The sequence below is a fragment of the Cytobacillus sp. FSL W7-1323 genome (assembly GCF_038595015.1).
GTDB classification, from domain to species: domain Bacteria; phylum Bacillota; class Bacilli; order Bacillales; family Cytobacillaceae; genus Cytobacillus; species Cytobacillus kochii.
Window position 1 is genome coordinate 3,362,959 of the sequence record NZ_CP151998.1, and the last position, 24,489, is coordinate 3,387,447.

General features: G+C 36.2%; 25 protein-coding genes and 1 other annotated feature. Of the genes, 2 read left to right on the top strand and 23 right to left on the bottom strand.

Annotated elements, in window-relative coordinates:
- Positions 1-90: 90 nt before the first annotated feature.
- A complete protein-coding gene (locus MKX67_RS16955; RefSeq protein WP_342488480.1) occupies positions 91-849 on the bottom strand; it encodes an RNA methyltransferase in 759 nt (252 codons plus the stop codon).
- A gap of 127 nt (positions 850-976) precedes the next feature.
- Here MKX67_RS16955 and sspI point away from each other — a divergent pair, with 127 nt between their 5' ends.
- Positions 977-1,183 (top strand): small acid-soluble spore protein SspI, encoded by a 207-nt coding sequence (gene sspI, locus MKX67_RS16960; RefSeq protein WP_095372333.1) that lies wholly within the window; start codon positions 977-979, stop codon positions 1,181-1,183.
- 34 nt (positions 1,184-1,217) lie between these two features.
- Here sspI and MKX67_RS16965 read toward each other — a convergent pair whose 3' ends face one another.
- Both MKX67_RS16965 and dut read right to left on the bottom strand, forming a co-directional pair.
- Positions 1,218-2,303 carry a M42 family metallopeptidase gene (locus tag MKX67_RS16965; protein WP_095372332.1) on the bottom strand — a complete coding sequence of 362 codons (1,086 nt, stop codon included), beginning with the start codon at positions 2,301-2,303 and terminating at the stop codon, positions 1,218-1,220.
- 160 nt (positions 2,304-2,463) lie between these two features.
- Positions 2,464-2,898 carry a dUTP diphosphatase gene (gene dut / locus MKX67_RS16970; protein WP_328197296.1) on the bottom strand — a complete coding sequence of 145 codons (435 nt, stop codon included), beginning with the start codon at positions 2,896-2,898 and terminating at the stop codon, positions 2,464-2,466.
- 217 nt (positions 2,899-3,115) lie between these two features.
- On the opposite strand from dut, the gene MKX67_RS16975 reads away from it, so the two are divergent.
- Positions 3,116-3,508: a sigma-w pathway protein ysdB gene (locus tag MKX67_RS16975; RefSeq protein WP_095372330.1), complete on the top strand. Its 393-nt coding sequence runs from the start codon at positions 3,116-3,118 to the stop codon at positions 3,506-3,508.
- A 187-nt stretch (positions 3,509-3,695) separates the two neighbouring features.
- Here the strand turns inward: MKX67_RS16975 and MKX67_RS16980 are convergent, their stop codons facing one another.
- The 20 genes from MKX67_RS16980 to mdh all read right to left on the bottom strand — a co-directional run bounded on the left by MKX67_RS16980 (position 3,696) and on the right by mdh (position 24,461).
- Complete coding sequence (locus tag MKX67_RS16980; protein WP_342488482.1) at positions 3,696-4,283, bottom strand: VTT domain-containing protein; 588 nt, start codon at positions 4,281-4,283, stop codon at positions 3,696-3,698.
- Positions 4,284-4,356: 73 nt separating this feature from the next.
- A complete protein-coding gene (locus tag MKX67_RS16985; protein WP_307312684.1) occupies positions 4,357-4,629 on the bottom strand; it encodes a DUF1294 domain-containing protein in 273 nt (90 codons plus the stop codon).
- A 226-nt stretch (positions 4,630-4,855) separates the two neighbouring features.
- Entirely contained in the window at positions 4,856-5,215 is a 360-nt protein-coding gene (gene rplT / locus MKX67_RS16990) for a 50S ribosomal protein L20 (protein WP_095372327.1), read from the bottom strand.
- Between the two features lie 25 nt (positions 5,216-5,240).
- Positions 5,241-5,441 carry a 50S ribosomal protein L35 gene (gene rpmI / locus MKX67_RS16995; protein WP_095372326.1) on the bottom strand — a complete coding sequence of 67 codons (201 nt, stop codon included), beginning with the start codon at positions 5,439-5,441 and terminating at the stop codon, positions 5,241-5,243.
- A 15-nt stretch (positions 5,442-5,456) separates the two neighbouring features.
- A complete protein-coding gene (gene infC, locus MKX67_RS17000; RefSeq protein WP_095372325.1) occupies positions 5,457-5,960 on the bottom strand; it encodes a translation initiation factor IF-3 in 504 nt (167 codons plus the stop codon).
- Between the two features lie 102 nt (positions 5,961-6,062).
- Positions 6,063-6,183, bottom strand: a sequence feature (ribosomal protein L20 leader region).
- Between the two features lie 231 nt (positions 6,184-6,414).
- On the bottom strand, positions 6,415-8,349 hold the full coding sequence (gene thrS / locus MKX67_RS17005) for a threonine--tRNA ligase (RefSeq protein ID WP_328197300.1): 1,935 nt from the start codon (positions 8,347-8,349) through the stop codon (positions 6,415-6,417).
- A 326-nt stretch (positions 8,350-8,675) separates the two neighbouring features.
- On the bottom strand, positions 8,676-9,548 hold the full coding sequence (ytxC, locus tag MKX67_RS17010; RefSeq protein WP_157733922.1) for a putative sporulation protein YtxC: 873 nt from the start codon (positions 9,546-9,548) through the stop codon (positions 8,676-8,678).
- Positions 9,549-9,641: 93 nt separating this feature from the next.
- Positions 9,642-10,574 carry a primosomal protein DnaI gene (gene dnaI / locus MKX67_RS17015; protein ID WP_095372322.1) on the bottom strand — a complete coding sequence of 311 codons (933 nt, stop codon included), beginning with the start codon at positions 10,572-10,574 and terminating at the stop codon, positions 9,642-9,644.
- Complete coding sequence (locus MKX67_RS17020; protein WP_342488485.1) at positions 10,575-11,996, bottom strand: replication initiation and membrane attachment family protein; 1,422 nt, start codon at positions 11,994-11,996, stop codon at positions 10,575-10,577.
- 78 nt (positions 11,997-12,074) lie between these two features.
- On the bottom strand, positions 12,075-12,536 hold the full coding sequence (gene nrdR / locus MKX67_RS17025) for a transcriptional regulator NrdR (protein ID WP_095372321.1): 462 nt from the start codon (positions 12,534-12,536) through the stop codon (positions 12,075-12,077).
- 149 nt (positions 12,537-12,685) lie between these two features.
- Positions 12,686-13,069: an adenosylmethionine decarboxylase gene (gene speD / locus MKX67_RS17030; RefSeq protein ID WP_095372320.1), complete on the bottom strand. Its 384-nt coding sequence runs from the start codon at positions 13,067-13,069 to the stop codon at positions 12,686-12,688.
- Between the two features lie 481 nt (positions 13,070-13,550).
- Positions 13,551-14,576, bottom strand: a complete 1,026-nt coding sequence (locus MKX67_RS17035) for a glyceraldehyde-3-phosphate dehydrogenase (RefSeq protein ID WP_095372319.1) — start codon at positions 14,574-14,576, stop codon at positions 13,551-13,553.
- A 284-nt stretch (positions 14,577-14,860) separates the two neighbouring features.
- The gene (coaE, locus tag MKX67_RS17040; protein WP_095372318.1) at positions 14,861-15,463 is read right to left on the bottom strand and encodes a dephospho-CoA kinase; all 603 of its coding nucleotides are present in this window, start codon (positions 15,461-15,463) and stop codon (positions 14,861-14,863) included.
- Between the two features lie 26 nt (positions 15,464-15,489).
- On the bottom strand, positions 15,490-16,131 hold the full coding sequence (gene ytaF / locus MKX67_RS17045; RefSeq protein ID WP_095372317.1) for a sporulation membrane protein YtaF: 642 nt from the start codon (positions 16,129-16,131) through the stop codon (positions 15,490-15,492).
- A 105-nt stretch (positions 16,132-16,236) separates the two neighbouring features.
- Positions 16,237-17,064, bottom strand: a complete 828-nt coding sequence (gene mutM, locus MKX67_RS17050) for a DNA-formamidopyrimidine glycosylase (RefSeq protein WP_095372316.1) — start codon at positions 17,062-17,064, stop codon at positions 16,237-16,239.
- A 39-nt stretch (positions 17,065-17,103) separates the two neighbouring features.
- A complete protein-coding gene (polA, locus tag MKX67_RS17055; RefSeq protein ID WP_095372315.1) occupies positions 17,104-19,740 on the bottom strand; it encodes a DNA polymerase I in 2,637 nt (878 codons plus the stop codon).
- Positions 19,741-20,188: 448 nt separating this feature from the next.
- A complete protein-coding gene (locus MKX67_RS17060) occupies positions 20,189-21,949 on the bottom strand; it encodes an ATP-binding protein (RefSeq protein WP_095372314.1) in 1,761 nt (586 codons plus the stop codon).
- Entirely contained in the window at positions 21,946-22,659 is a 714-nt protein-coding gene (locus MKX67_RS17065; RefSeq protein WP_307312682.1) for a response regulator transcription factor, read from the bottom strand. Before MKX67_RS17065 ends, MKX67_RS17060 begins: the two co-directional genes overlap by 4 nt.
- 174 nt (positions 22,660-22,833) lie before the next feature.
- The gene (locus MKX67_RS17070) at positions 22,834-23,307 is read right to left on the bottom strand and encodes a MaoC/PaaZ C-terminal domain-containing protein (RefSeq protein ID WP_095372313.1); all 474 of its coding nucleotides are present in this window, start codon (positions 23,305-23,307) and stop codon (positions 22,834-22,836) included.
- 206 nt (positions 23,308-23,513) lie between these two features.
- Entirely contained in the window at positions 23,514-24,461 is a 948-nt protein-coding gene (gene mdh / locus MKX67_RS17075) for a malate dehydrogenase (RefSeq protein ID WP_342488486.1), read from the bottom strand.
- Positions 24,462-24,489 lie beyond the last annotated feature (28 nt).

Sequence of the window (24,489 nt, forward strand, 5' to 3'; positions counted from 1 at the left end):
TCTATCATAGCTTTTAATTATTTCATTTTGCTATTTATTATATTACATTATGAGTCGACATTCAAATTGTTCTCACGATTTTTTTACTCATTATTCGTTTCGCAAATAATATAGCAATATACCTGCTGCTACAGCTACATTTAAGGACTCACTCTTACCGTATAAAGGAATATACAGATTGGCTGTAGTTTGTGTAAGTAACTCTTTATTTACACCGTTCCCTTCATTACCAACGAGCAATGCAAATTCATCCAGTGGAGCAAAGCTTTGATATTCTTTGCCTCCTTCTAATGCTGTACCGTATACAGGAATATTATTTTCCTTTAACTCCTTCATCCATACATCCAACTTGCCATGGATAATTGATAGATGGAAGTGACTACCTTGAGCAGAACGTAAAACCTTTGGATTATAAGGGTCCACTGTGCCGTGACCGATGATAACCGCATCCATGCCAGCCGCATCAGCTGTACGAATCATTGTTCCTAAGTTTCCGGGATCTTGCACTTCATCTAATAGTAATAATTTCTTCAAACCAAGCGAATCGAAAGACCTCTCTTCTTCTTGATAACATACGGCCACAATTCCTTGCGGTGTTTGTGTATCAGTTAAGTCTCCAATCACATGTGACGGTAGGATATAAACGGAACAGTTTCCTACATTCCAGCTTTTTGGTATATCCTTTTCCTCACTAATCATTAACTCTTTTACACGATTTTCTTTTAATGCTTCTTCAACAAGATGAAATCCTTCAACAAGAAAAGTACCTGTTATATCTCTTTCTTTCCTTTTGAGAAGCTTTTTCCACTGCTTCACCTGTGGATTTTTTGCTGATTGTAAGTACTTCATTTTTTCGCTCCTTCAATAAAACACGTGCCATTAATATTTCATTATACCGAAAAACACATACATAATAAATCTTAAATGAGAAACCCTATAATCGTAACGAATTCTAACGAAGGATGTGTTTACTTTTATGAACTTAAATTTACGTAATGCCATCTTACACAATGTTTCAGGTAATTCACAAGATGAATTAAAAGATACTATTGTTGATGCTATACAAACAGGCGAAGAGAAAATGCTCCCTGGCCTTGGCGTATTATTTGAAGTCATTTGGCAAAATTCATCTGAAACTGAAAAAAAAGAAATGCTAGAGACGTTAGAAAACGGCTTACAATAAGAAAAAAAACAGCCTTTCATCAGGCTGTTTTTTTCTATTCAAAAGTTATTTTTGCAACTGTATCGTTATCTAGTCTTTTAATAACAGCTGTAATCAGTTTTACTGCGTTTTCAAAATCATCACGATGAAGAATACCCGCATGTGAATGAATATATCTTGTTGCAATTGTAATTGAAAGCGCTGGCACACCTTTATATGTTAAATGTATGGAACCTGCATCCGTTCCACCACCTGGTACAGAATCAAACTGATATGGAATATTGAGCTCATCTGCTGTATTTGTTACAAAATCTCTTAAACCTTTATGTGACACCATAGAAGCGTCATAGAGAATAATTTGAGGACCATCACCTAATTTACTTAACGCATCCTTTTCTGTTACACCTGGTGTATCTCCTGGTATCCCAACATCAACAGCGATACCGATATCAGGCTTAATCATTTGTGCAGCTGTTTTTGCCCCACGCAAGCCAACTTCTTCTTGTACCGTTCCAACCGCATATACTGTATTTGGATGGTTCTCATTTTTCAAACCTTCTAGCACTTTAATTGCAATCGCCAAACCGATTCTGTTGTCCCAAGCTTTCGCAAGTAACATTTTCTCATTGTTCATCACAGTGAATTCAAAATATGGAACAACCATATCCCCTGGTTTTACGCCCCAACCTAATGCCTCTTCACGGCTAGAAGCACCGATATCAATGAACATATCCTTAATTTCAATTGTTTTCTTACGCGCTTCTGCTGGCAAAATATGTGGTGGCTTCGAACCAATTACCCCAGTCACATCTCCTTTAGATGTTACAATCGTCACACGTTGGGCTAACATCACTTGAGACCACCAGCCTCCAACTGTTTGAAACCGCAAAAACCCTTTATTATCAATACTTGTCACCATAAAACCTACTTCATCTAAATGACCAGCAACCATAATCTTTGGCCCATCTGCTTGACCAATTTTTTTAGCGATTAAACTACCAAGTCCGTCAGTTGATAATTCATCAGCTAAGGGTTCTATGTATTTTTTCATCACTTCACGCACTTCTCGTTCGTTACCTGGAACCCCTCTTGCATCAGTTAGTTCTTTTAGCATCGTTAATGTTTCATCAAGCTTAGACATATTTCGACTCCCTTAATATTATTTAAGCCCATTATACATGGTTAGTCCTTCTTTTGTAAAAACTTAAACTACTCCTTACTGTACTTCATTTCTATAGAACTTATACATATGTGTTAACAAGCGGGAAGACTTAAAGGTACTTTGAGGTTTAGACGCTCACTTATTTTCCGGATGAACCAAACCCTCCACTGCTTCTTTCTGATTGTGTTAAATCACTTACTTGGGCAAGCTCAACTTGAAAAACTGGTGCGATTACCATTTGGGCAATTCTCATATGTTTTTCTACACGGAATTCTTCTTTTCCATGATTAATCAAGATAATCTTCACTTCGCCTCTATAGCCCTCATCAATCGTCCCTGGACTATTTAAAACCGTTACACTATGTTTAAGAGCTAAACCACTTCTTGGCCTTACTTGTGCTTCCGTTCCTTTTGGTAACTCCATCTGAATACCTGTGCTAATTAAAGCTGACTGTCCTGATGGTATGATTACATCTTCAACTGAAAATAAATCTAGCCCAGCGTCCCCCTCATTTGCACGGTAAGGCATTTTAGCATCATTGCGAATCAATTTAATGTTTAATATATTCGTCATTGTTTATCCCTCATCTTATTATAGAATGATGTTATTATCATGTTGCATAAAATTACTTACTAATGGGTATATAAACCGTAAATGTCCCTCAGTTTTTTCGATTAAAGAGCCAATTATTTTTTACATAACAAAAAAATTATAACAAATTTAAACAAAGTTGAAACCTTTTTCGTTTTTATTCGTAAACACTTAAAAAATGTACAAAGGGGTATTCTTAATGTTATTGATCATTCGCCTATTACTAATCATTTTGATTATTTTGCTCATATATAGTGCTGTTAAGTATGTTACAAATCCGATGCGTAAATTAGAAAAAGCTCATAAACAAAAAAAATATTTTTTTTATGACGACGCAAATAACGCTCAGAAAAATTTCTTCATTACTTATAAAGGGGTTATGTTTGAAGGTGAAAAATATCTAGGTACAACAGATAACTCCTTTGATGTGGTTTCAATTTTCATTTGGCCTCATCAGCCATCAGAGTTACAAGGACTTGTTGGCGAGGACTTTATGTTTATCGAAAGCAAATTAAAAAACCATTATATGAATGCAAAAATCGACTGGAAGAGCCCTGTGAAAGAGCTAATGGATAAAAAGCGTAACCAGTGAAAGATGAGCCCAAACTTTAAGCCCCAACAAACTTTTACAAAGTTTGTTAGGGCTATATTTATATCTCTAAGTAGCATTTGCTAGATTTTTATTACATCAGTATTTTCCTCTTTTTCTGCAATCAAATAATTCCCCTCTCAAAGTCAATAAACAAAAAAAGCCAGGATACACGACCCTAACCTTTCATTTATGAAACTTTTTTCACCTTTGTTGTTTTAAAAAATTCTTGCCATTTTATCACAGTCACTTTCTCTCTAATGAGATAGAGAAGAATGGACAAAGACAGTAGAATCATAACAATCATTGTTGGTGTAAATCTACTGATAAATTCACCAAAAACAGTATAAAAGATTGCTAATGGTATATTTGTTAACAAAGCACCTTTGCAGAAATCACGAAATTTCGGGTTTTTTTCTAGCAAGCAAAAGTTAAGTAAATGAAAATGAATAAATGGAATCAAACGAAGAATGGAAATTTGACCAATGGTTAAATTACGATATTCTCCAAACCATTTCTTTTTTAAATGAGACAGTTTTTCATGAAAGGTAGGAAGTTGATAAATTAATACATAAAAAAATAAACAAGATAACATTAACCCTACTAGAGATAAAATACTACCAAATAAACTGCCAAACAATACACCACCAGCAATACAAACAAGTGGCACAGGGATAAAAAGGAACTGCCGCAAAATATGAAATAAAATAAATGCGAATGGAGCGAGAATACCTGCTGTCTCAATAATCCCCTTTGCAAGAACAAGATGTTCATTCACCTGATAAACGCCCACCTTCCATGAACTATAAGATTCTTGGATGTTAGTACATCATATGGCAAGGGCACTAAAATTATGCCCACTCCATGATGAGGTAAACGAGGAATATCAACTGTAACACAGATAAGATAGGAAGACCAAATTTAAAAGAAAAATGCTTTGTCTTATGTCTATAACGCCTCATTCCCCAAGTCATTCCTATAGCTCCAAACAAAAGAGCAACCAGCCACAGATTTTGCTCACTAATGCGGTATTCTCCCTTTTGCGCTTTTCTTTTATCTATTTTCATCATAATTGCTGCAATGCCATTCATTATAAAAAAGACGATTATGATAGCAAAAATCATTCATTACACCCCTATTCTCATTTCGTTATCGAAATTATAGCTGATAAAGTAAATTAATCGTATTTATAAGTTCGTACTCGTGCCAAAGGTCATTAGTTTAATACGCTTGAGATGCTCACTAACATATACTTGAACTTTGCAGGAGTATATTTCGTTTTCTTCCACTTCAATAGACTAAAATCATAACAAAAAAAGCCACCCCCGAAAGAGCGACTCTTAAACTTTCTTATTTAGAAAGGTTTTGTTTTGCAACATTTGCTAATTCTGCGAATGCATTTGCATCAGAAACAGCTAATTCTGCAAGCATTTTGCGGTTTACTTCGATACCAGCTAGTTTTAATCCGTGCATTAAACGGCTATAAGAAAGACCGTTCATACGAGCAGCTGCGTTAATACGAGTAACCCATAACTTACGGAAGTCGCGTTTTTTCTGACGACGATCACGATAAGCATAGTTGTAAGATTTCATTACTTGTTGGTTAGCAACTTTATATAATGTATGTTTAGAACCGTAATAACCTTTAGCTAATTTTAATACCTTTTTACGACGTTTGCGAGTAACTGTACCGCCTTTTACACGTGGCATAATATTTCCCTCCTATTTTGCGAGTTTACTTAAGACCTACTAACATATTGCGGATACGCTTGAAATCACCAGTAGATACAAGAGTACCTTTACGAAGCTTACGTTTTTGTTTTTGAGATTTATTCGCGAACATATGGCTTCTGTAAGCGTGAGAACGTTTTAATTTTCCAGATCCTGTTCTTTTAAAACGCTTAGCAGAACCACGGTGTGTTTTCATTTTTGGCATGTGGAATTCCTCCTCTTACTTTTCGTTTTTAGGTGCAAGTATCATAAACATGCTTCGGCCATCCATTTTCGGATGAGATTCAACTGTTGCGACTTCAGAGCAAGCCTCTGCAAATCGAACAAGAACACGCTGTCCAATTTCCTTATGCGTAATCGCACGACCTTTAAAACGAATGGAAGCTTTTACTTTATCGCCTTTTTCAAGGAATTTGATTGCGTTACGAAGCTTTGTATTAAAGTCATGTTCCTCTATCGTTGGACTAAGGCGAACTTCTTTAACACTGATAATTTTTTGATTTTTACGTGCTTCTTTGTCTTTCTTCTGTTGCTCGAACTTAAACTTACCGTAGTCCATGATACGGCCTACAGGAGGCTTTGCATTCGGTGCTACAAGAACAAGATCAAGATTTACACGTGCGGCTATTTCTAGCGCTTCATTTTTAGATTTGATTCCTAGTTGCTCGCCATTCTGGTCAATAAGACGAACTTCACGGGCACGGATACCCTCGTTTAACAACATATCTTTGCTAATAGTTAGACACCTCCATGGTTTTATATGAACACAATGTTTGGGTCACTTTTCTAAAAGAAGCTTCCAGCTGCACCGAGTGATACAATTGAGGCAAATAAAAAAGTGCGGGTGAAGACACCCACACATTACGTACAATGTTAAAATTCACGTAAACCTGCTAACTGCCTAAAAGCGTCAATCAGGTGAGAAGCGGGCGCTTCTTCTTTACTCAAACTGTATTCAAATTACCTTAGAAAATATATCACAAAGCATAATATTTGTCAAATGGTATTGTTTTTTCACAACATAGAAAATGATATCAAAAGTTGCGGTGTTTGGCAACAACTTTTGAAATTTTTTTGTACCCACCTTTATCCAGCTTAACAACATGCATAAAGTGACGTTTGAGTTAAGCATGGATAAAGACTCTGGGATTCGATCATACACGTTGTTTGTAATATTTTTATCCTCTTTGAACTTCCTTCTCAATCAATTGTTTAAATTCATTAAAGGAGATGGTTTCTGACTTTTGTTCCCCATATTTACGTACATTAACCGCCTGTTCACTTACTTCATTATCGCCGACAACGAGCATATATGGGATTTTCTGCATTTGTGCTTCACGAATTTTATAACCCATTTTTTCATTACGATCATCGATTTCAACGCGAATTCCTGCAAGCTGTAAATCTTCTTTTACTTTTTTCGCATAATCAAAATGGATATCATTTGAAACTGGAATAACCTGGACTTGAACAGGAGCTAGCCATGTTGGGAATGCACCTTTGTATTCTTCGATAAGGAAAGCAACAAAACGTTCCATCGTTGAAACAACACCACGGTGAATAACAACAGGGCGATGCGGCTTGCCATCTTCCCCAACATAAGATAAGTCAAAACGTTCAGGAAGCAAGAAGTCTAACTGAACAGTTGATAACGTTTCTTCTTTACCTAGAGCTGTTTTTACTTGTACATCAAGCTTAGGACCGTAGAATGCGGCCTCCCCTTCGGCTTCATAGTATGGCAAGCCAATCTCATCCATTGCTTCTTTTAACATCGATTGTGCCTTTTCCCACATTTGATTATCATCAAAATACTTTTCAGTATCCTCAGGATCGCGATAAGATAGGCGGAACGAATAATCATTAATGTCAAAGTCTTTGTATACTTCGAGAATTAAATTAACAACGCGTATAAATTCTTCTTTAATTTGGTCTGGACGAACGAATAGATGGGCATCATTTAATGTCATACCACGTACACGTTGCAATCCTGATAATGCTCCAGACATCTCATAGCGATGCATTGTACCTAATTCAGCGATACGGATTGGTAATTCTCTATAGCTATGGATTCCTTGTTTATAAATCATCATATGATGAGGACAGTTCATTGGACGAAGAACAAGCTCCTCATTATCCATTTTCATTACAGGGAACATATCTTCTTGGTAGTGATCCCAGTGTCCTGAAGTTTTGTAAAGTTCCACATTTGCCATAATTGGTGTATATACATGGTCATAGCCTAAACGCACTTCTTTATCCACGATATAACGTTCAATATTACGGCGAATTGTTGCGCCTTTTGGTAACCATAGCGGTAACCCTTGTCCAACCTTTTGGGAGTTCGTAAAGAGGCTTAATTCCTTACCAATTTTACGGTGATCACGCTCTTTTGCTTCTTCAAGCAAACGCAAGTGTTCGTTTAAGTCATCTTTTGTAAAGAATGCAGTACCATATATCCGTTGTAGCATCTTATTGTCGCTATCTCCACGCCAATATGCGCCAGCAATACTTAAAAGCTTAAATTCTTTAATTTTCCCTGTAGAAGGAACATGAACCCCTCGACAAAGATCAAAGAATTCGCCTTGTTCATAAAGGGTAACTGTTTCACCTTCTGGAATGGCGCCAATCAGTTCAACCTTATATTCGTCGCCAATCTCCTCATAGATTTTTAAAGCTTCGTCTCTACTCACTTCTTTACGAACAATCTCAATATTTTCATTGATGATTTTCTTCATTTCTTTCTCGATTTTCGGTAGATCTTCAGGTGTTAATGACTCCTCCATATCGATATCGTAGTAGAAGCCACTCTCAATAACAGGACCTACACCTAATTTAACGTTTTTATATAAACGTTTAATCGCTTGCGCCATTAAATGAGCGGAACTGTGACGCATAATTTCAAGCGCCTCATCACTGCCTTGGGTAATGATCTCCACAGCCGCATCCTCTTCAATTGGACGACGAAGGTCGAATAATTCATTATTCACTTTACCTGCTATGGCTTTCTTTTTTAAGCCAGGGCTGATTGATGATGCGATTTCTTCCGTTGTTGTTCCTTTGGAGAACTCCTTTACTGCTCCATCTGGAAACGAAACTTTAACCATTTCTGACATCATAACTTCCTCCTTGTTTTTGAAAAATAAAAAACTCGCCCCTAATAAAAGGGACGAGTATCATATACACGTGGTTCCACCCTACTTCTCACTTTAAAAAAGTGACTCGTAGCAAGTTAACGGTCTTGTTGCCGCCAATACTTAATCGACGCCTTAGACATCTTTATGTATTGGAGTTCAAAGGTGGTAAGCATTCCATTCGTGTTAGGAAGATTGCAGCCTTGTCTTCCCTCTCTATAAACCGTAAAAGAATACCCATATCCTTATCATTACTGTTCATTGATAATTTCAATATGTAAGTATTATAGTTTTTAATTTACGGAAAATCAAGAGGGTTCACTTATATTTTTACATGCATGCTGTTTACGCATATTAAATTCACTTATATGAAGGATTTCCAATCTCTCTTCAAAAATATTTTTAATTGTACGAACTAAAGGTTGTTCCTCACTTTCACTATATAAACATATTTCCTGAGGAGCGATTGAGAGTAATGGTGCGATTGTAACTGAATCTACATAGACAGGGTGATTAATTAATAATCTTCTATCTATCATCGCCGTTAGGTCCATTCGAGAAAGCTCTTCGAAATGCTGATTAAAAAAGCGAACTTCTTCACCTAAATATAAATGAATCGTGGGTAACTTACTTTCTCTATCCTTAATAAAGTCTCTTAAGGTTTGAATAAACATTTGATATTCCTGTTCCATTTTATATTCATCAATAGACAACTCAACATACTTTGTCATATCGTCTAAAAGCGGTTTAAGACGAAACTTTATAAAAGCATCATAGGAAAAAGAGATATCATCATGCACTAGGCGATCTATAGCCGATCGTAATTGCTCGTGTATATCCACTCTATGTAAAAAAGTAGATAAATCTTCTCTTTGCCCTTCCAATATGGAATGAATGATTTCAAGAATTTGTTGTTGTTCTTCTGAATCTTGATAATAAAACTTTTCGGCCATTATCTTTCTAAACCAACTATCGCATTTACTCTCCATTAAAAAAGCAGAAAATGTTCGTTTTACTTCTTCAATAGATCGTCCACTGCATTGTTCAGGATACATTCTTACTATATATTGACCTTCATTATGAAGAATTGTCGTTTCGCCTTCCGTATAGTTCTGAATCCGGATTGCGTGCTGAAACAGCTCCTCGGCTTCATGCTTATTCCGGAAAATGATCTCTATCAACCAAATCCCCCCTTAACATCTATCTGATTCATATATATGGGAGACTTGGCCAAAATAGAAGTCATGAAGAAAAACTATTGAAAATTATCTTGCCTAAACCCTTCGATTCGGTCCTTCGACAAGCACAGGATCGGTTAAATACTTAATTCTCTCCATTACTCTTCTTGCCTTCATCCGCTCCTCTTCCCCTCGTTGACTATAGGTAAGATGATGTTCAAGTCCTTTATAATCAAAGTTTGAGGTGAAAAAGGTCGGTAACTTTTCAAGCATACGATATTGTAGAATCGGCGACAAAATTTCATCTCTTGTCCAACTAGACATCGTTTCTGCACCCATATCATCAAACATAAGTACAGAAGCTGATCGAATAGCTTCAAGTTTATCATTTAAAGTCGAATCACTAATTGAGCTTTTCAATTCCCTAAATAATTCAGGCACATAGACAATCATTGATGAAACTTGCTTCAGTGCAAGTTCATTGGCAATCGCACCTAATAAATATGATTTACCGACACCAAATTGGCCGTATAAATATAACGCCTTCTGACCATCACCCTTTTTAAAATTCATACAATAGCTAAGAGCTTTATTGACTGCTTCCATTCTTTTTCCATCATCGTTGTACACCGTATCAAAGGTTGCATTTAGTATGTCTTTAGGGACATATAAACTTTGAATCAACTTCTCATTTTTTCTTTTTTCATCATGGATTTGCTTTCGTGGGCATTTATCATATTTAATATCAATCAGTCCACGTTCAATGACGAGCTCTGGGTGGTAGCCTTGCATAAAATTGATACAACTATCTAGGCTCGGACAGCGATTACATTCCTTACTTAGCTTGCTATATTCATACAATTTAATTAAGCTTCTTTCAACCATATCTGCTGACAGTTCATCCTTATGTGCCGTCAAAAAGGCACGGACATCTGGATCATTTAAAGTCTCTGCTCGTTGCTTTTCATATCTCGTTTTAAAATCTTGATTTCCAGCAAGTTTTTTAAGCGTATCATTGATTCTTTCCATCTATTGTCCACCCCCGTTTCTTCTCTTCATTAGTTCTTGAAATTCCTTCATATTAAGATCTACATTATCATCTTTCTTATCATGCTTCTGTTGGACGACAGTCTCATTTTTACTTGTTTCCTCGTCAAACCAATCAGGTAAAAGCTCTGTCCTCGTGACAGCTTTTTTCGTATTAGATTTGGATGAACGTTTCCCTACTTTTTTATTCTCTGCCCATTTCAAATATTGTTGGTGTTCTTTCTTCGCCAAAGCCATGGCATTAGCCGTAGTTTGAATGCTCTTTCTCGCCCAATGACTTGCGATTGTTTCCACATATGCCTTTGTCAGCTTTTTATCTGTTTTACGCATCACATAATCAATCAAAACATTCATCACACCGGGAGGCAACTTTTGGTGAAACATCACATCTTCAAGTATTTTCAATTCCGCTTTTGAAGGTTCCGCCCCCCCAGATAAATCTTTCAAAAATTGAATAGGCGAAGTTGTATCAAAGTATTGAATAAGCTCTTCTTCTTTACTTTTTGGCTTTTCAGTTATTGAGAGACTATGAACAGGCTGAGTTTGCGTAATTAATGATGGCAATTCGTCACGATGATTCATTTGATACCAATCCCTTGCCGATTTCCGCAATTCATCCATCTCAACTTCATCATCTTCGTTCATCGCGCTTATAAGAATATTCTTCATTTCCATAACATCAATATCATATAAAAACGCCAAATTACTAATGGCATCCTTTACTGTTTGCGTAAGTGCTTTTCGGGGAACAAGTGATTCACTAAGGCCCGCTTCCAATAACGAGAAATTAAATGTTTGCCATGGAATTTGAATTTTACCCGCTTCCATTCTATCTACCCATTCACCTTTAGGAGAAACAGATAAGTCATCATTATATTCTTTAGCAAGCTGGTGACCAGATGTATAAACCTCATGAAAGGCTGTTGTTACATCCTTATAATCAAGATGGAGGTTTGAATACTCCTCATCACTAAAAAAACGCTTTAGTCTCGTATATTGAGTTTTACCGATTTTTTTATAAAGAAAGATATTGAGCATACCATCTAAGAAAAATGTACTTGGAGAGAGGGGTGGCTGTAATTGATAAATAAATTCACGATTTTCCCCTTCTTTCACATAAACTTTTAGCAAGCCAATTCCTTCAAGTTTTTTTCTTGCTTCATAAATTTCTTTTAAACTTAAGTCCATCATACTCATCAGACCATGATGGTTACGCGAAGATGAAGACCAAATACGGTTTTCCTCCACTTCCATCCATAAGGTCATATATAAACTGTACGCAATGGTCCCAATAAGTGGCTGATAAAGAAATACTAAGATTTTTCGATCATAGTCATGTAACAGCCCATTTAAAGCCACTGTATAATGATCACTAGGGATGACTTCAGTCCAATGCTGGGCCATGAAAAATACCTTCTTTCTTTCATATCTTGAAAAAAATGAGCAAAGAAGCTAAATTCACTTTAGCCTATTTGCTCACCTTTACGCTTGTTCCTTCTTCATTAACTCTTTTAGCTCTTCTATAAATACATTAATATCTTTGAATTGACGATAAACAGAAGCAAAGCGAACATAGGCGACATCGTCAACTTTCACTAGCCTGTCCATAACCATTTCGCCAACATCATCACTTTTCACTTCTGATACTCCGTTGCTTCTTAATTCCTTTTCAACTTGAAAAGTGATATCCTCTAGTTCTTTTAATGCAACCGGTCGTTTTTCACAAGCTTTTATTAGTCCACGCAATATTTTCTCTCTGCTAAACTCTTCTCTTGTTCCTTCTTTTTTCACAACAATCAAAGGAATTTCCTCTACCTTTTCAAAAGTTGTAAACCGATAACCACATTTTTCACACTCTCTTCGTCTTCGTATCGATTTACCTTCATCAACAGGACGAGAGTCTAGCACACGAGTATTATTATGTTGGCATGAAGGGCATTTCATACAATCAACTCCGTCTCATCTTTACGTTCCTAAAATGTATCTTTACTTACTATCATATAAAAAAGGAGTTGTTAGTACAAGTAGATATGTTTTTTTCATAATAAAAAGAGTGCAATTATTCGCTTGCACTCTTGAAGACTTCTTCTTTATTATAACACATTGGCTTTTGTTGCGTTCTTAACTTGAACAGGACCCATTCCACGAGGAATTTCTATATTCTCACGTGTATCAGCACCTAAAGCTTCTGCTATATAGTCAGCCGCGATGTGAGGATTAAGATCACCGCAAGTATAAACATCGATGCTTGCATAGCCATGCTCCGGAAAACTGTGTATAGTTAAATGCGACTCTGAAATAATGACAACCCCACTTACACCTTGTGGTGCAAATTTATGGAATGCCACCTCTCGCACTTCTGCCCCTGATTTTAGTGCAGCTGCTACAAATGTTTGCTCAATAAATGACATATCATTCAATTTTTCAAAATCGCATCCCCAAAGCTCTGAGATGACGTGACGACCCATTGTTTCCATATTCAAATTTCCCCCTTTACTAATTGACATGAATTTCTACTGGGCAAAGCATATAACTACCACGGGGGAAAGTTAGTCCAAAGAGGTCCTAACCCTTTAAGTAGCCATTTAGCGCCTTACTCGTTGAGAAGTTCACGATTTTTAGTATACTTTGTTTAATGTTCTTTTGCAATAAATCCTAGAAAATTTATTTAAGTGAATTTCAATAATAATTACATTTTCACATAAAGAAAGGGGACTAAACATTGTTATCATCAGTGTTCATCCCCTCCATTAACCAAGGGAAATGTCACAATTTATTCAAATTTTCCAGAGACATCATTCAGAAATACGCAACGAAAAGACAAACAAAAAGCTTTTTTTATTTAAAAGATTGCCCCAACCTGTGATCATCTATGTAGTAATCAGTTTAACATTTCATTTTACCTACATAGTAAAAATGCAAAAAAGGCAATCCCATTAAAGGATTGCCTACATAAAATTATGCGTTCACTGCAGATTTATTTAGTTCTTCAGCTACATATTTCACCAAGTCAACTACACGACAAGAATAACCCCACTCGTTATCATACCAAGCTAAAACTTTTACTTTATTCTCACCAATCATCATTGTGGAAAGCCCATCAATAATAGCAGAGTGTGGATTTGTTGTGAAATCGATTGAAACAAGTGGTTCTTCTGTTATATCTAATATACCTTTTAATTCATTTTGTGCCGCATCTTCAAACGCAGCATTTACCTCATCAATTGTTACATCCCTCTTTAAATCAACAACTAAATCAACAAGTGATACATCTGGCGTCGGCACACGAAGAGCCATCCCATGTAACTTGCCTTTTAATTGTGGTAACACAAGAGACAATGCTTTCGCTGCTCCTGTTGAAGTAGGAATAATTGACTGCGCGCAAGCTCTAGCACGGCGAAGATCCTTATGTGGATTATCAAGGTTCTTTTGGTCATTTGTATACGCATGTACAGTCGTCATTAAACCGTTTTCAATGCCGAACTTATCTTCTAATACTTTTGCAACTGGCGCTAAGCAGTTTGTTGTACAAGAAGCATTAGAAATCACATCATGTTCAGCAATGTTAAGCGCTTCATCATTCACACCCATCACAATGGTTACATCTTCATTTTTCCCTGGAGCCGTTAAAACAACTTTCTTGGCACCTGCATTTAAATGAAGCATCGCTTTATCTTTTGAGTTGAACTTACCTGTAGCTTCAACAACGATATCAATCTCCATTTGTTTCCAAGGAAGTTCCTCAGGGTTACGATTGCTTAGTAATTGAACTCTTTTTCCGTTCACTACAAGCGCATCATCTTCGGGAATCACTTCACCTTGGAATGCACCATGAGTAGAATCATATTTAATTAAATGTGCTAACGTTTCTGGTGGATAACTAGCATTTATTGCTACTACTTCCAATGTATCATCAAGAATGGCCTTTCTAAACACCATTCGTCCTATTCTCCCAAACCCATTAATCGCTATTTTCGCCTTCATCTTACGGCCCCTTCCGTATAAATGTTATACTTTTTTAACCATTTTCATGCTAATAGTATAACATATTAACCACAAAATGTGATGAGCAAATTGCGGATATTTTAAAGTTCCACTATTCAGAAATATTGTGGATGTAAAGAGAGCATAAAACGCGTGACATTACGTGAAAAATGCATCTTTACGCCCTATTTCTTAAGTGAAAAAAAATAATCCACTTATTATTGTGGACGAAAAGGGTTGAAATATTACTAATGAAACGTAGAAGTCTAAGTAGTAATTGTGTTTTACTGTTTATCTTTTAATTGTAACAGTAAATCATCTAGTTGCTTCTCTGTACTAGCGAGATCGCCATTATTATCAATTAAAAAATCCGCTAGCTGTACTTTTTCTTCCAATAGCATTTGTGATCGAATACGTGCATTCGCTTCTTCTGCATCAAAACCATTTCTCTCCATCAACCGCTGAAGCTGATTTTCTTTATTAACATACACTAAAACGGTGTAATCCACCATATATGTGAGTTTACTTTCAAATAAGAGCGGGATATCTAGAACGACCATTTTTTCACCATTAGCAACTGCCTCGTCCTTTTGCTCGTTCATTCTCTTCCTAACAGCCGGGTGGACAATACTGTTGAGCTTCATTCTTTCTTCTTCACTATAAAAAACAATGGAACCCAATCTTTGACGGTTAATCTCCCCATTTTCTAGAAGAATCTCTTGGCCAAAATGAGAGACAATTTCATCATAAGCAGCCGCACCTTTTTCAACTGCTCGTTTCGCTTCAACATCTGCATCTATTACTGTAATTGCTCTTTCTTTAAACATGGTGGAAACTGTGCTTTTACCGCTTGCAATTCCACCAGTGAGTCCGATAATAACTGTCATTCTTACTCTCACACCTTTTTATCAAATTAAATTTTCCAGATTCCAAGTATAATTAAAATTAATCCTGGTATAAACGAACATCGTTGCATCCATTGAGATTTAGAAAATATCGAGCCAATACTCATCCCACCAAAAACAAATAATGAACTCATAACCGCAACACATATAGCTAAATAATATGGTGAAAACCCAAGCATAGCCGCTCCAATACCTGCACCAAACGCATCCAGTGACAAAGCAAACCCTAATAAAAAGGCTTCAATACCAGTAATTGTACCTGACTTATCAATATCGGCTACCATCGGTTTTCTTAAAATGTTAATAACTACACCCAAAGACTTGATTTCAAAATTCAAAAGAATTTTCTCATGTGGAAGAGCATCTTTATCCTTTTCCTTTTCAGGGCGGAAAAACTGATACAGTACCCAAGCACCTAATACAATAAGGATGATACCCCCAATACTGTTTGCAAAAGCAGGTGAAATAAACTTTGCTATTGTATGACCAATCCCCATTGAAATGAGAAGAGTAAAAGCTGAACAACAAGCAATAATTAAAATCGATTTAATTGGAATCTTCATTTTTCTTAATCCATACGTTAAACCTACACTAAAACTATCTAAGCTAACAGCTATAGCTAGTATTATAAGTGTCATCATCTGCGTCATTTAAAAGAGCTCCTTCCATGAAATGGCTAACATATTATATGGAAGAAGCCCATCCAATGTTATCTATAATCTAGGCTAAGATGACAAAAGAAAAATGTGGTTATTTTATTTCGGCTGACATTGTGGACAATAAACAGTCCCACGTCCTCCAGCAATGATTCTCTCAAGCGGTGTAGCACAAACTTTACATTCCTCTCCACGCCGCCCATACACAAATAGCTCTAACTGAAATAATCCTATTTGGCCTTGGGAGTTCACATAAGAACGTATCGTACTGCCTCCTCGTTCCACAGCTTCGGACAATGTTGCTTTAATTTCCGAATAAAGCTTTTCTACTTCCTCTTTTGTTAATGTTTTAGCAGAGCGCTCTGGGTGAATACCTGCTTTAAACAAAGATTCATCGACATATATATTGCCTAAGCCTACAATTAGTTTTTGATCCAAGAGAGCCGCCTTAATGGGCCGTGCTGTCTTATTCAATAAATTTTGTAATATCTTTGGCGAAAAGGCATCTGATAAAGGTTCTACACCTAATTGTGAAAGTGGTAGTTGACCAAGCTCATCTCCACGCTTAAATAAATGCATGGTGCCAAATTTGCGCACATCTTTATACCTTAACTCTGTTCCATCCGTAAAGGAGAAAATCACATGTGTATGTTTTTCAATCGTTTCTGATTTCGGATAAACCCCGTATCTCCCTTCCATTCGTAAATGAGAAACAAGGGCAAGATCATCCGTATAAAGAATCAAAAATTTTCCGCGACGGGCAACCGCTTTAAATGTTTCCCCTTCTAGCGCCTTTGTAAATCGAACGACATCGTCCGGTTCTTTCACCATTTTCGGCCAGTGTACCAACACTTGGTCAATCGTCTTTCCGATAATCAACTCTTCTAAAGTTCTTCTTACTGTTTCTACCTCAGGTAATTCAGGCATCCATAATGACTCCTTTTTTCAATCCGATTGTGAACTCACTTACTTCGCATCAAACCATGTTGGGCCGTATGAATAATCTACTTTTAACGGTACTTTTAACTCTACGGCATGCTCCATTACATCTGGAACAATTTCTTTCAGTTTTTCTATTTCTTCTACCGGTGCTTCAAATATCAGTTCATCATGCACTTGTAATAAAAGCTTGGATTGTAATTGTTCATTCTCTAAGCGATCAGCCATGTCTATCATCGCTTTTTTAATAATATCTGCGGCACTTCCTTGAATGGGTGTATTCATAGCCGTTCTTTCCGCAAAGCTGCGAAGATTAAAATTCCGACTTGTGATTTCCGGTAAATATCTACGACGGTGAAGTAAAGTTTCTACGAACCCTTTTTGTTTTGCTTCTTGCACAATATCTTCCATATATTGTTTAACTGCAGGGTAGCTTGTTAAATAGCGATCAATAAATTCTCCAGCTTCTTTTCTTGTGATAGATAGACTTTGTGAAAGGCCGTAATCACTTATCCCGTAAACAATCCCAAAGTTAACTGCCTTTGCATGACGCCGCATATTTGCCGTCACTTCTTCTTTTGAAACATGAAAAACTTCCATAGCTGTCTTCGTATGGATATCTAAATCTTCCTTGAATGCGGAGATTAGCTTTTCGTCACCTGCAATATGAGCGAGAACCCTTAATTCAATCTGTGAATAATCTGCTGCAAAAATAACCCAATCTTTCTTTGAAGGAATAAATGCTTGTCTAATCTTTCTACCTTCTTCTAAGCGAATCGGGATATTTTGTAAGTTAGGGTCTGTAGAACTTAATCTCCCCGTTTGCGTTAACGCTTGATTAAAACGGGTATGCACTTTATCCGTTTCTTTATTGACCACCTTTAGTAAACCTTCAATATAGGTGGATTGTAGTTTCGCTAATTGACGATATTCAAGGATTTCTTTGATAATCTCATGTTTGGATTCTAATTTTTCTAATACATCTGCTGAAGTAGAATAGCCCGTTTTTGTTTTCTTCATAACTGGTAAACGCAGCTTATCAAATAAGATTACCCCTAATTGTTTCGGAGAATTAATATTAAATGCTTCTCCAGCATACGCGTGAATTCGATTCTCAATGGCCGCAAGCTTCTCTAATAGCTCTGTTCCCATTGAACGCAGGCGTTTCAAATCCACTTTAATACCTGCCGATTCCATATCAGCAAGAATCAATGATAAGGGTAATTCTAATTCGTAAAAAAGAGCAGACTGCTGGTTCGTTTGTAGCGACGTATCCAATTTTTCATAAAGCGAATCCATTGCCACTGCTTTCCTTACAATATGAGGAGCAAGCTCTTCTTCCTTTGGAATACTCCTTTTTGCTCCTTTCCCATAAAAAGCTTGATCGGATTGAACTGCAGAGTATCCGTGATTACGCGCAATAGAAGCTAAATCTTCAATTGTTTCAGAAGGGTTGATAATATAAGCTGCTAAAAGGATATCAAAGTGGATACCTTTTAAATGAATACCATGATGTCTTAGCGAGACTTCAGACCTTTTCGCATCATATACGACCTTTGGAGAGGCATCATCTTCTGCCCATTTTTTAAACACATTCGATTGACAAGCGTTTTTTGTTGAAATAAAGAAGTTTCCATTTTTGTTTGTGACTGCAATTCCAAGAATATCTGCGTAATGATAATTATCCTCTAACACCTCGATATATAATGCACTATCTCCATCCAATTGTTCCTCGGTAAAATCAGTAACAATCTCAAAATTAATTTCTTCAAGCTCGGCTGTTCCGTCTTCTGCTAAATCAAAGCTTATCTTTTCTAATAAAGAATTAAAACCGAGGTCTTTAAATAAATGATATAGTTTATCTTCATTCCATCCTTCATAAGCTATTTTATCTAGCTCTACTTCAATCGGCGCTTCTCTTAAAATTGTTGCTAATTCTTTACTCATTAAAGCTTGGTCTTGAAATTCCTCTAACTTCTCTTTTAATTTGTTACCACTCACTTGATCTATCGATTGAACTAATTGTTCTAATGTCCCAAACTCCTTTAATAATTTTAGTGCAGTTTTCTCCCCGACACCTGGCACACCCGGGATATTATCGGAGCTATCTCCCATTAGCCCTTTCATATCAATGATACGTTCAGGTGAGATACCATACTTTTCCTCGATATGCTGAGGGGTGTACTCTTCTATATCAGTAATCCCCTTTTTCGTAATTCCTACTGTTGTCTTTTCCGAACTTAGCTGTGTTAAGTCTTTGTCCCCTGAAATGACCTTTACTTCAAAATCATCTTGTTCAGCTATTAAAGATAACGTGCCAATAATATCATCTGCTTCATAATTCTCTAGCTCATACCGAGCAATTTGATAAGCATCTAGTAACTCTCTAATCACCGGGAACTGTTCTGAAAGTTCTGGCGGCGTTTTTTGCCTTCCACCTTTATATTCAGTAAACGTTTTATGTCTAAACGTAGTTTTACCGGCATCAAATGCAACAAGAATATGAGTAGGTTTTTCATCTTCCAAAATGCGCATAAGCATCATCGTAAATCCATAGACTGCATTCGTATGTATGCCTTTATCGTTATTTAATAATGGAAGAGCAAAAAAAGCTCGATAAGCAATACTATTTCCATCTATTAATACGAGTTTTTTCTTTGTCATCTCGCCACCAACCTCCTTCGCTTCTTACAAAGTCATTTCATTGAATACACTTCGAAAAAGCCATTATCTATTCTATATTTTATCATGTCTAAAAGAATAAAGAAAAATTAGGAATAGAAATTCATAGGGCTATCGTTCTTTAACGAAGAGATTTACAGAATTTGATGAAGTATATGGTATTTGTGGAGGTGGGAACTGTAGAAATTTTTAGGTGATGGCCACTTCTTTAGCGCATAGCAGCACCACTTACAATATTATAAATTGGAGTTGTTTAATATCATTCATTTGATTTAATGTTTATCACAGACTAGAACTTCTTTCTAAAAAAAGAGAGAGCGGGGTAGCTCTCTCTTCTTCACATCATGTGATGAAGGGGTTTTACAATACTAATTGTAACCCCCTATTGTTAATAGCATAAAAAAACAATGTAAACTTTTTGTAAAACTCTTTATTCGCTATCAGGTAACTTCTTATAAAACGTAAGTAAAAAGGCCGTGCCCTTTCCACTCTTGCTTTCAACAGAAATCAATCCTTTATGTGCTTCTAGTAAATGCTTCACAATTGCCAGACCAAGACCTGTACCACCTGAATTTCTACTCCTTGCTTTATCTACTCGATAAAACCTTTCAAAAATTCGCGGAATCTCACTTTCTTTAATGCCTATCCCCGTATCAATTATTTTTATATACACTTTTTGTTGATCTTCTGTTACACGAATAGACACTTTACCTTCATTTGGTGTGTAAGAAATAGCATTGGAAACAATATTAAGGAATATTTGTTTGATTCTGTTAACATCAGCTTCCATTTCGATTATTTCATCTTCACATTTATAATCTATGGTAATTTCTTTTTCCTCCGCACGTCTTTTAACCATCATTACTACTTCATTTAAGACACCAATAATATTCACCTCTTGTATAGAAAGGTGAAATCCTTGTTGCTCAATTTTTGATAAATCAAGCAAATCTTGAATGAGTGTTTGCAATCGTTCACTTTCTTGGAGGATAATCGTTAAAAATTGTTTAAGGGCATCTTGATCATCCATTGCCCCGTCTAAAAGCGTTTCTGAGAACCCTTTTATAGAAGTTATAGGTGTTTTTAATTCATGTGAAACATTCGCAACGAAATCTCTCCGCACCTGCTCCAATTTCTTTATCTCAGTAATATCATGGAAAACCAAAAGTACACCTTTCCATACATCATTCGTGCCGATAATCGGAACACCGTAGACTTCGAAATGTTTTCGATGAATACCAATAAGGATTTGTATTTGCTTTCTTACCTTTTGTTCTGTCATAAATAATTCTTCAATAAGCTCAGTGATTTCTTTATATTCAATGACATTATAATACAGCTCGTCCATGTATTCTGTCACATCAGCATGAAAAACTTCTCTATATGTACGATTCACAAGGTTAATATAACCCTTACTATCTATTAAAATTAATCCACTACCCATGTTTTCAATGAGTGTACTGAGTCTATCTTGATGCATCTCTCTCGATTTCTCCATATCTTGCAAATTACGTGCAAGAATATTAATTGAGCTATTTAACTTACCTGCTTCACCGACATCATTATCATACGTTCTTGCCCGATAATTCCCTTTCGCTAACTCAATAGCGACTCTCGTTGCAGAATCAATCGGTCTTGTATATCTATTCGTAATAGCGGCCCCTAAGAATATAATCAAAATTAATGCTAGGCTAAGACAGATAATTAGGATCCACCAGATTTGCGAGTAACCACTTTTTACTTCATCTATTTCGGCACTTAAAAATAAATAATACGAATTCGTACCTTCATTTAATTCCTTCCAAAAGTAATGATAATCGTCGCCTACGACTTTACCAGCCTGCCCATCAGAGTCAGGTGCACCTAATATTTCACTTATTGTCTTACGGTTTTTCAATTGAATATCTTTATTCACGCTATCAAATATCACTTGATCATTTGCATCGGCAATAGTAACATTAACACCTAACCAGCTAGCAAACTGGTCGACCTTCTCTTGAGTAAGTTGTTCAATTCCACCTATTTCCTCAATCTGGCCTGCTACTAGCTGAATCTCTTTAGATAAGCGTTCATCTATAACATTTATATAATAGGATTTAAATAGCTGACCTAATAACAAGCCTAAACAAAGTAAAACAGCGATAATCAACGTAATGATAGCAAAAAATAGTTTTGAACGAAAAGTTTTCATTCAGGCTTAGGCTCCTCTAGCTTATAACCAAGCCCACGAATCGTTTTAATATATGTTGGTTTTTTTGAATTTTGCTCAATTTTATCTCTTAAGTGACTAATATGAACATCTACAATCCTTGTATCACCCGCAAAATCATAATTCCAAACAGCACTCAGCAATTGATCGCGTGTTAATACTCTACCTTTATTTTTAGCAAGATATAATAGTAGTTCAAACTCTTTTGGTGTCAGCTCAAGTAATTCGTCTAGATAATAGACCTCATATCTATCTGGATAGATTTTCACTCCAGCTATACGTATACTATCATCCTCATCTTCTGAAACAGGTTCGTCAAATTGGGCTTGTGACCTTCTTAAAATGGCCTTTACCCGCGCAACGACTTCTCTCGGACTAAATGGCTTTGTCATATAATCATCTGCACCTAACTCTAGGCCAAGAACTTTATCGAACTCATCGTCTTTTGCAGTTAACATGAGTATTGGTGTATTCACTTTCTTTTGTCTAATTTGTTTACACACTTCAATTCCATCCAGCTTAGGTAACATCAGATCTAACACAATCAAATCTAGCTGTTCACTTAAAGCAAGATTTTTGCCTTCTTCTCCATCAGATGCTGTTAGTACTTCATAACCTGCTTGTTGCAAATTATATTGTAGTAACGTTACAATTGACTGCTCATCATCAACCACTAGAACTTTTTTATCCATAAAAGCCTCCGATAAATAGATTCCCCATTAGTATAAACCAATTACTTTAGTAAAACCCCTTATATAAATGTATTATAATATAAAAAAGAAAAAAAAGCGTGCCCACGACAAAAAACTAAGCAGTATAAATTACTTTTGCTTAGTTTTTTGGTCAACTATCCTTACAATTCATGATTAGAAGTTTTCTAGCACTTTACTGTTGAGACTCTCAAGTGGATAGGGTGGACATACTTTCATTCGGCCATATAATACTGTTTCATTTTCTTCATTCGTTGCTTGTACCTTCATTTCAATACTATGCTTCTCTTCATCCACATGAATTACTTCCATCAAGAATTCAATTGTAGAATAGTGATAAACAGGTTTAACATATTCTAACTCTTGCTTAAGTATGTGGCTACCCGGTCCAGGGAGATATTTTGAAACACTAGATGAGACCATACCATTCAGCATAATATTGGGTACAATTGGTTTTTTATAAGGCGTTTGTGAAGCATAGTCATGCTGTAAGTATATGGGATTGGCATCATCTGTTAACCCTAGATATAATAATAAATCCCTATCTTCTATTTTTTCCGTAAAGGTCAGCTTCTCTCCAACCGAAATTTCCTCAAGTCTTCTACCTATTTTTCTCTTCTTCCCTAACATGGATGCACCTCCGATTTTTGTAACCGCTTGCAAAAGATTAAAATATAAACTAATTTTTCTGTTTATTTATAATTATATTAACATTTTATTTTAATAAGTAAAAGAAAAATAGTAATAATAATTTTCTTTCTATTGTAAAGTTAACAAAAAATAAGCGAAGCTCAGGTAAAAGACGGAACTTCGCCAACAAGTACTTTCTTTATAGATTAGTTTTGTGACAATATCGATATCACCTGACGCACCGACTCAGCTGACTGATCTAATGTAACCTTTTCTTCTTTTGTTAAATCTAATTCGATGACTTTTTCAATCCCATTTGCACCAAGGATTGTTGGCACACCTAAATAAATGCCCTGATAACCAAACTCTCCTTCTAAATAAGCGATTGCAGGAAGTATTCTTTTTTGGTCCTTGATCATAGCCTCTACCATTTCTACTAAGGCTGCTGCAGGTGCATAGTATGCACTACCATTCCCTAATAAACTAACAATTTCTCCTCCACCCTTTCGCGTTCGATCGACAATTTGTTCTAAACGATCTTTGGAGATTAATTTTTCTAAAGGGACACCGCCTGCATATGAATACCTAACAAGTGGAACCATATCATCACCATGACCTCCGAGCACAAACCCTGTTATATCTTTTATGGAGATCTGTAACTCTTGAGCTACAAACGTACGGAACCTGGCACTATCGAGCACACCCGACTGGCCAATAACTCGGTTTTTAGGAAAGCCTGTTTCTTTAAATATTGTATAAGTCATCGCATCCACAGGATTTGATAACACAATAATAAGCGAATCGGGAGAATACTGTGCAATTTCCTTCGCTACATTCTTCATAATCGTTTCATTTGTTTGAACTAGATCTTCCCGGCTCATCCCTGGCTTTCGTGCAATTCCAGCAGTAACCACGACGATATCTGAATCTTTCGTATCTTCATAGTTTGCTGTACCTAAGATATTTGCATCAAATCCTTGAACTGGACTTGCTTCTAACATGTCTAAAGCTTTTCCCTTTGTCGGATTTTCCATTTGGGGAATATCAACTAATACAACATCTGCTAATTCCTTTTGTGCCAATAAAAATGCAGTCGTCGCTCCAGTAAAACCGGCTCCGATAACAGAAACTTTCTTACGCTTGAGTGTAGACACTTGCAACATCTCCTTATGTATTCATTTA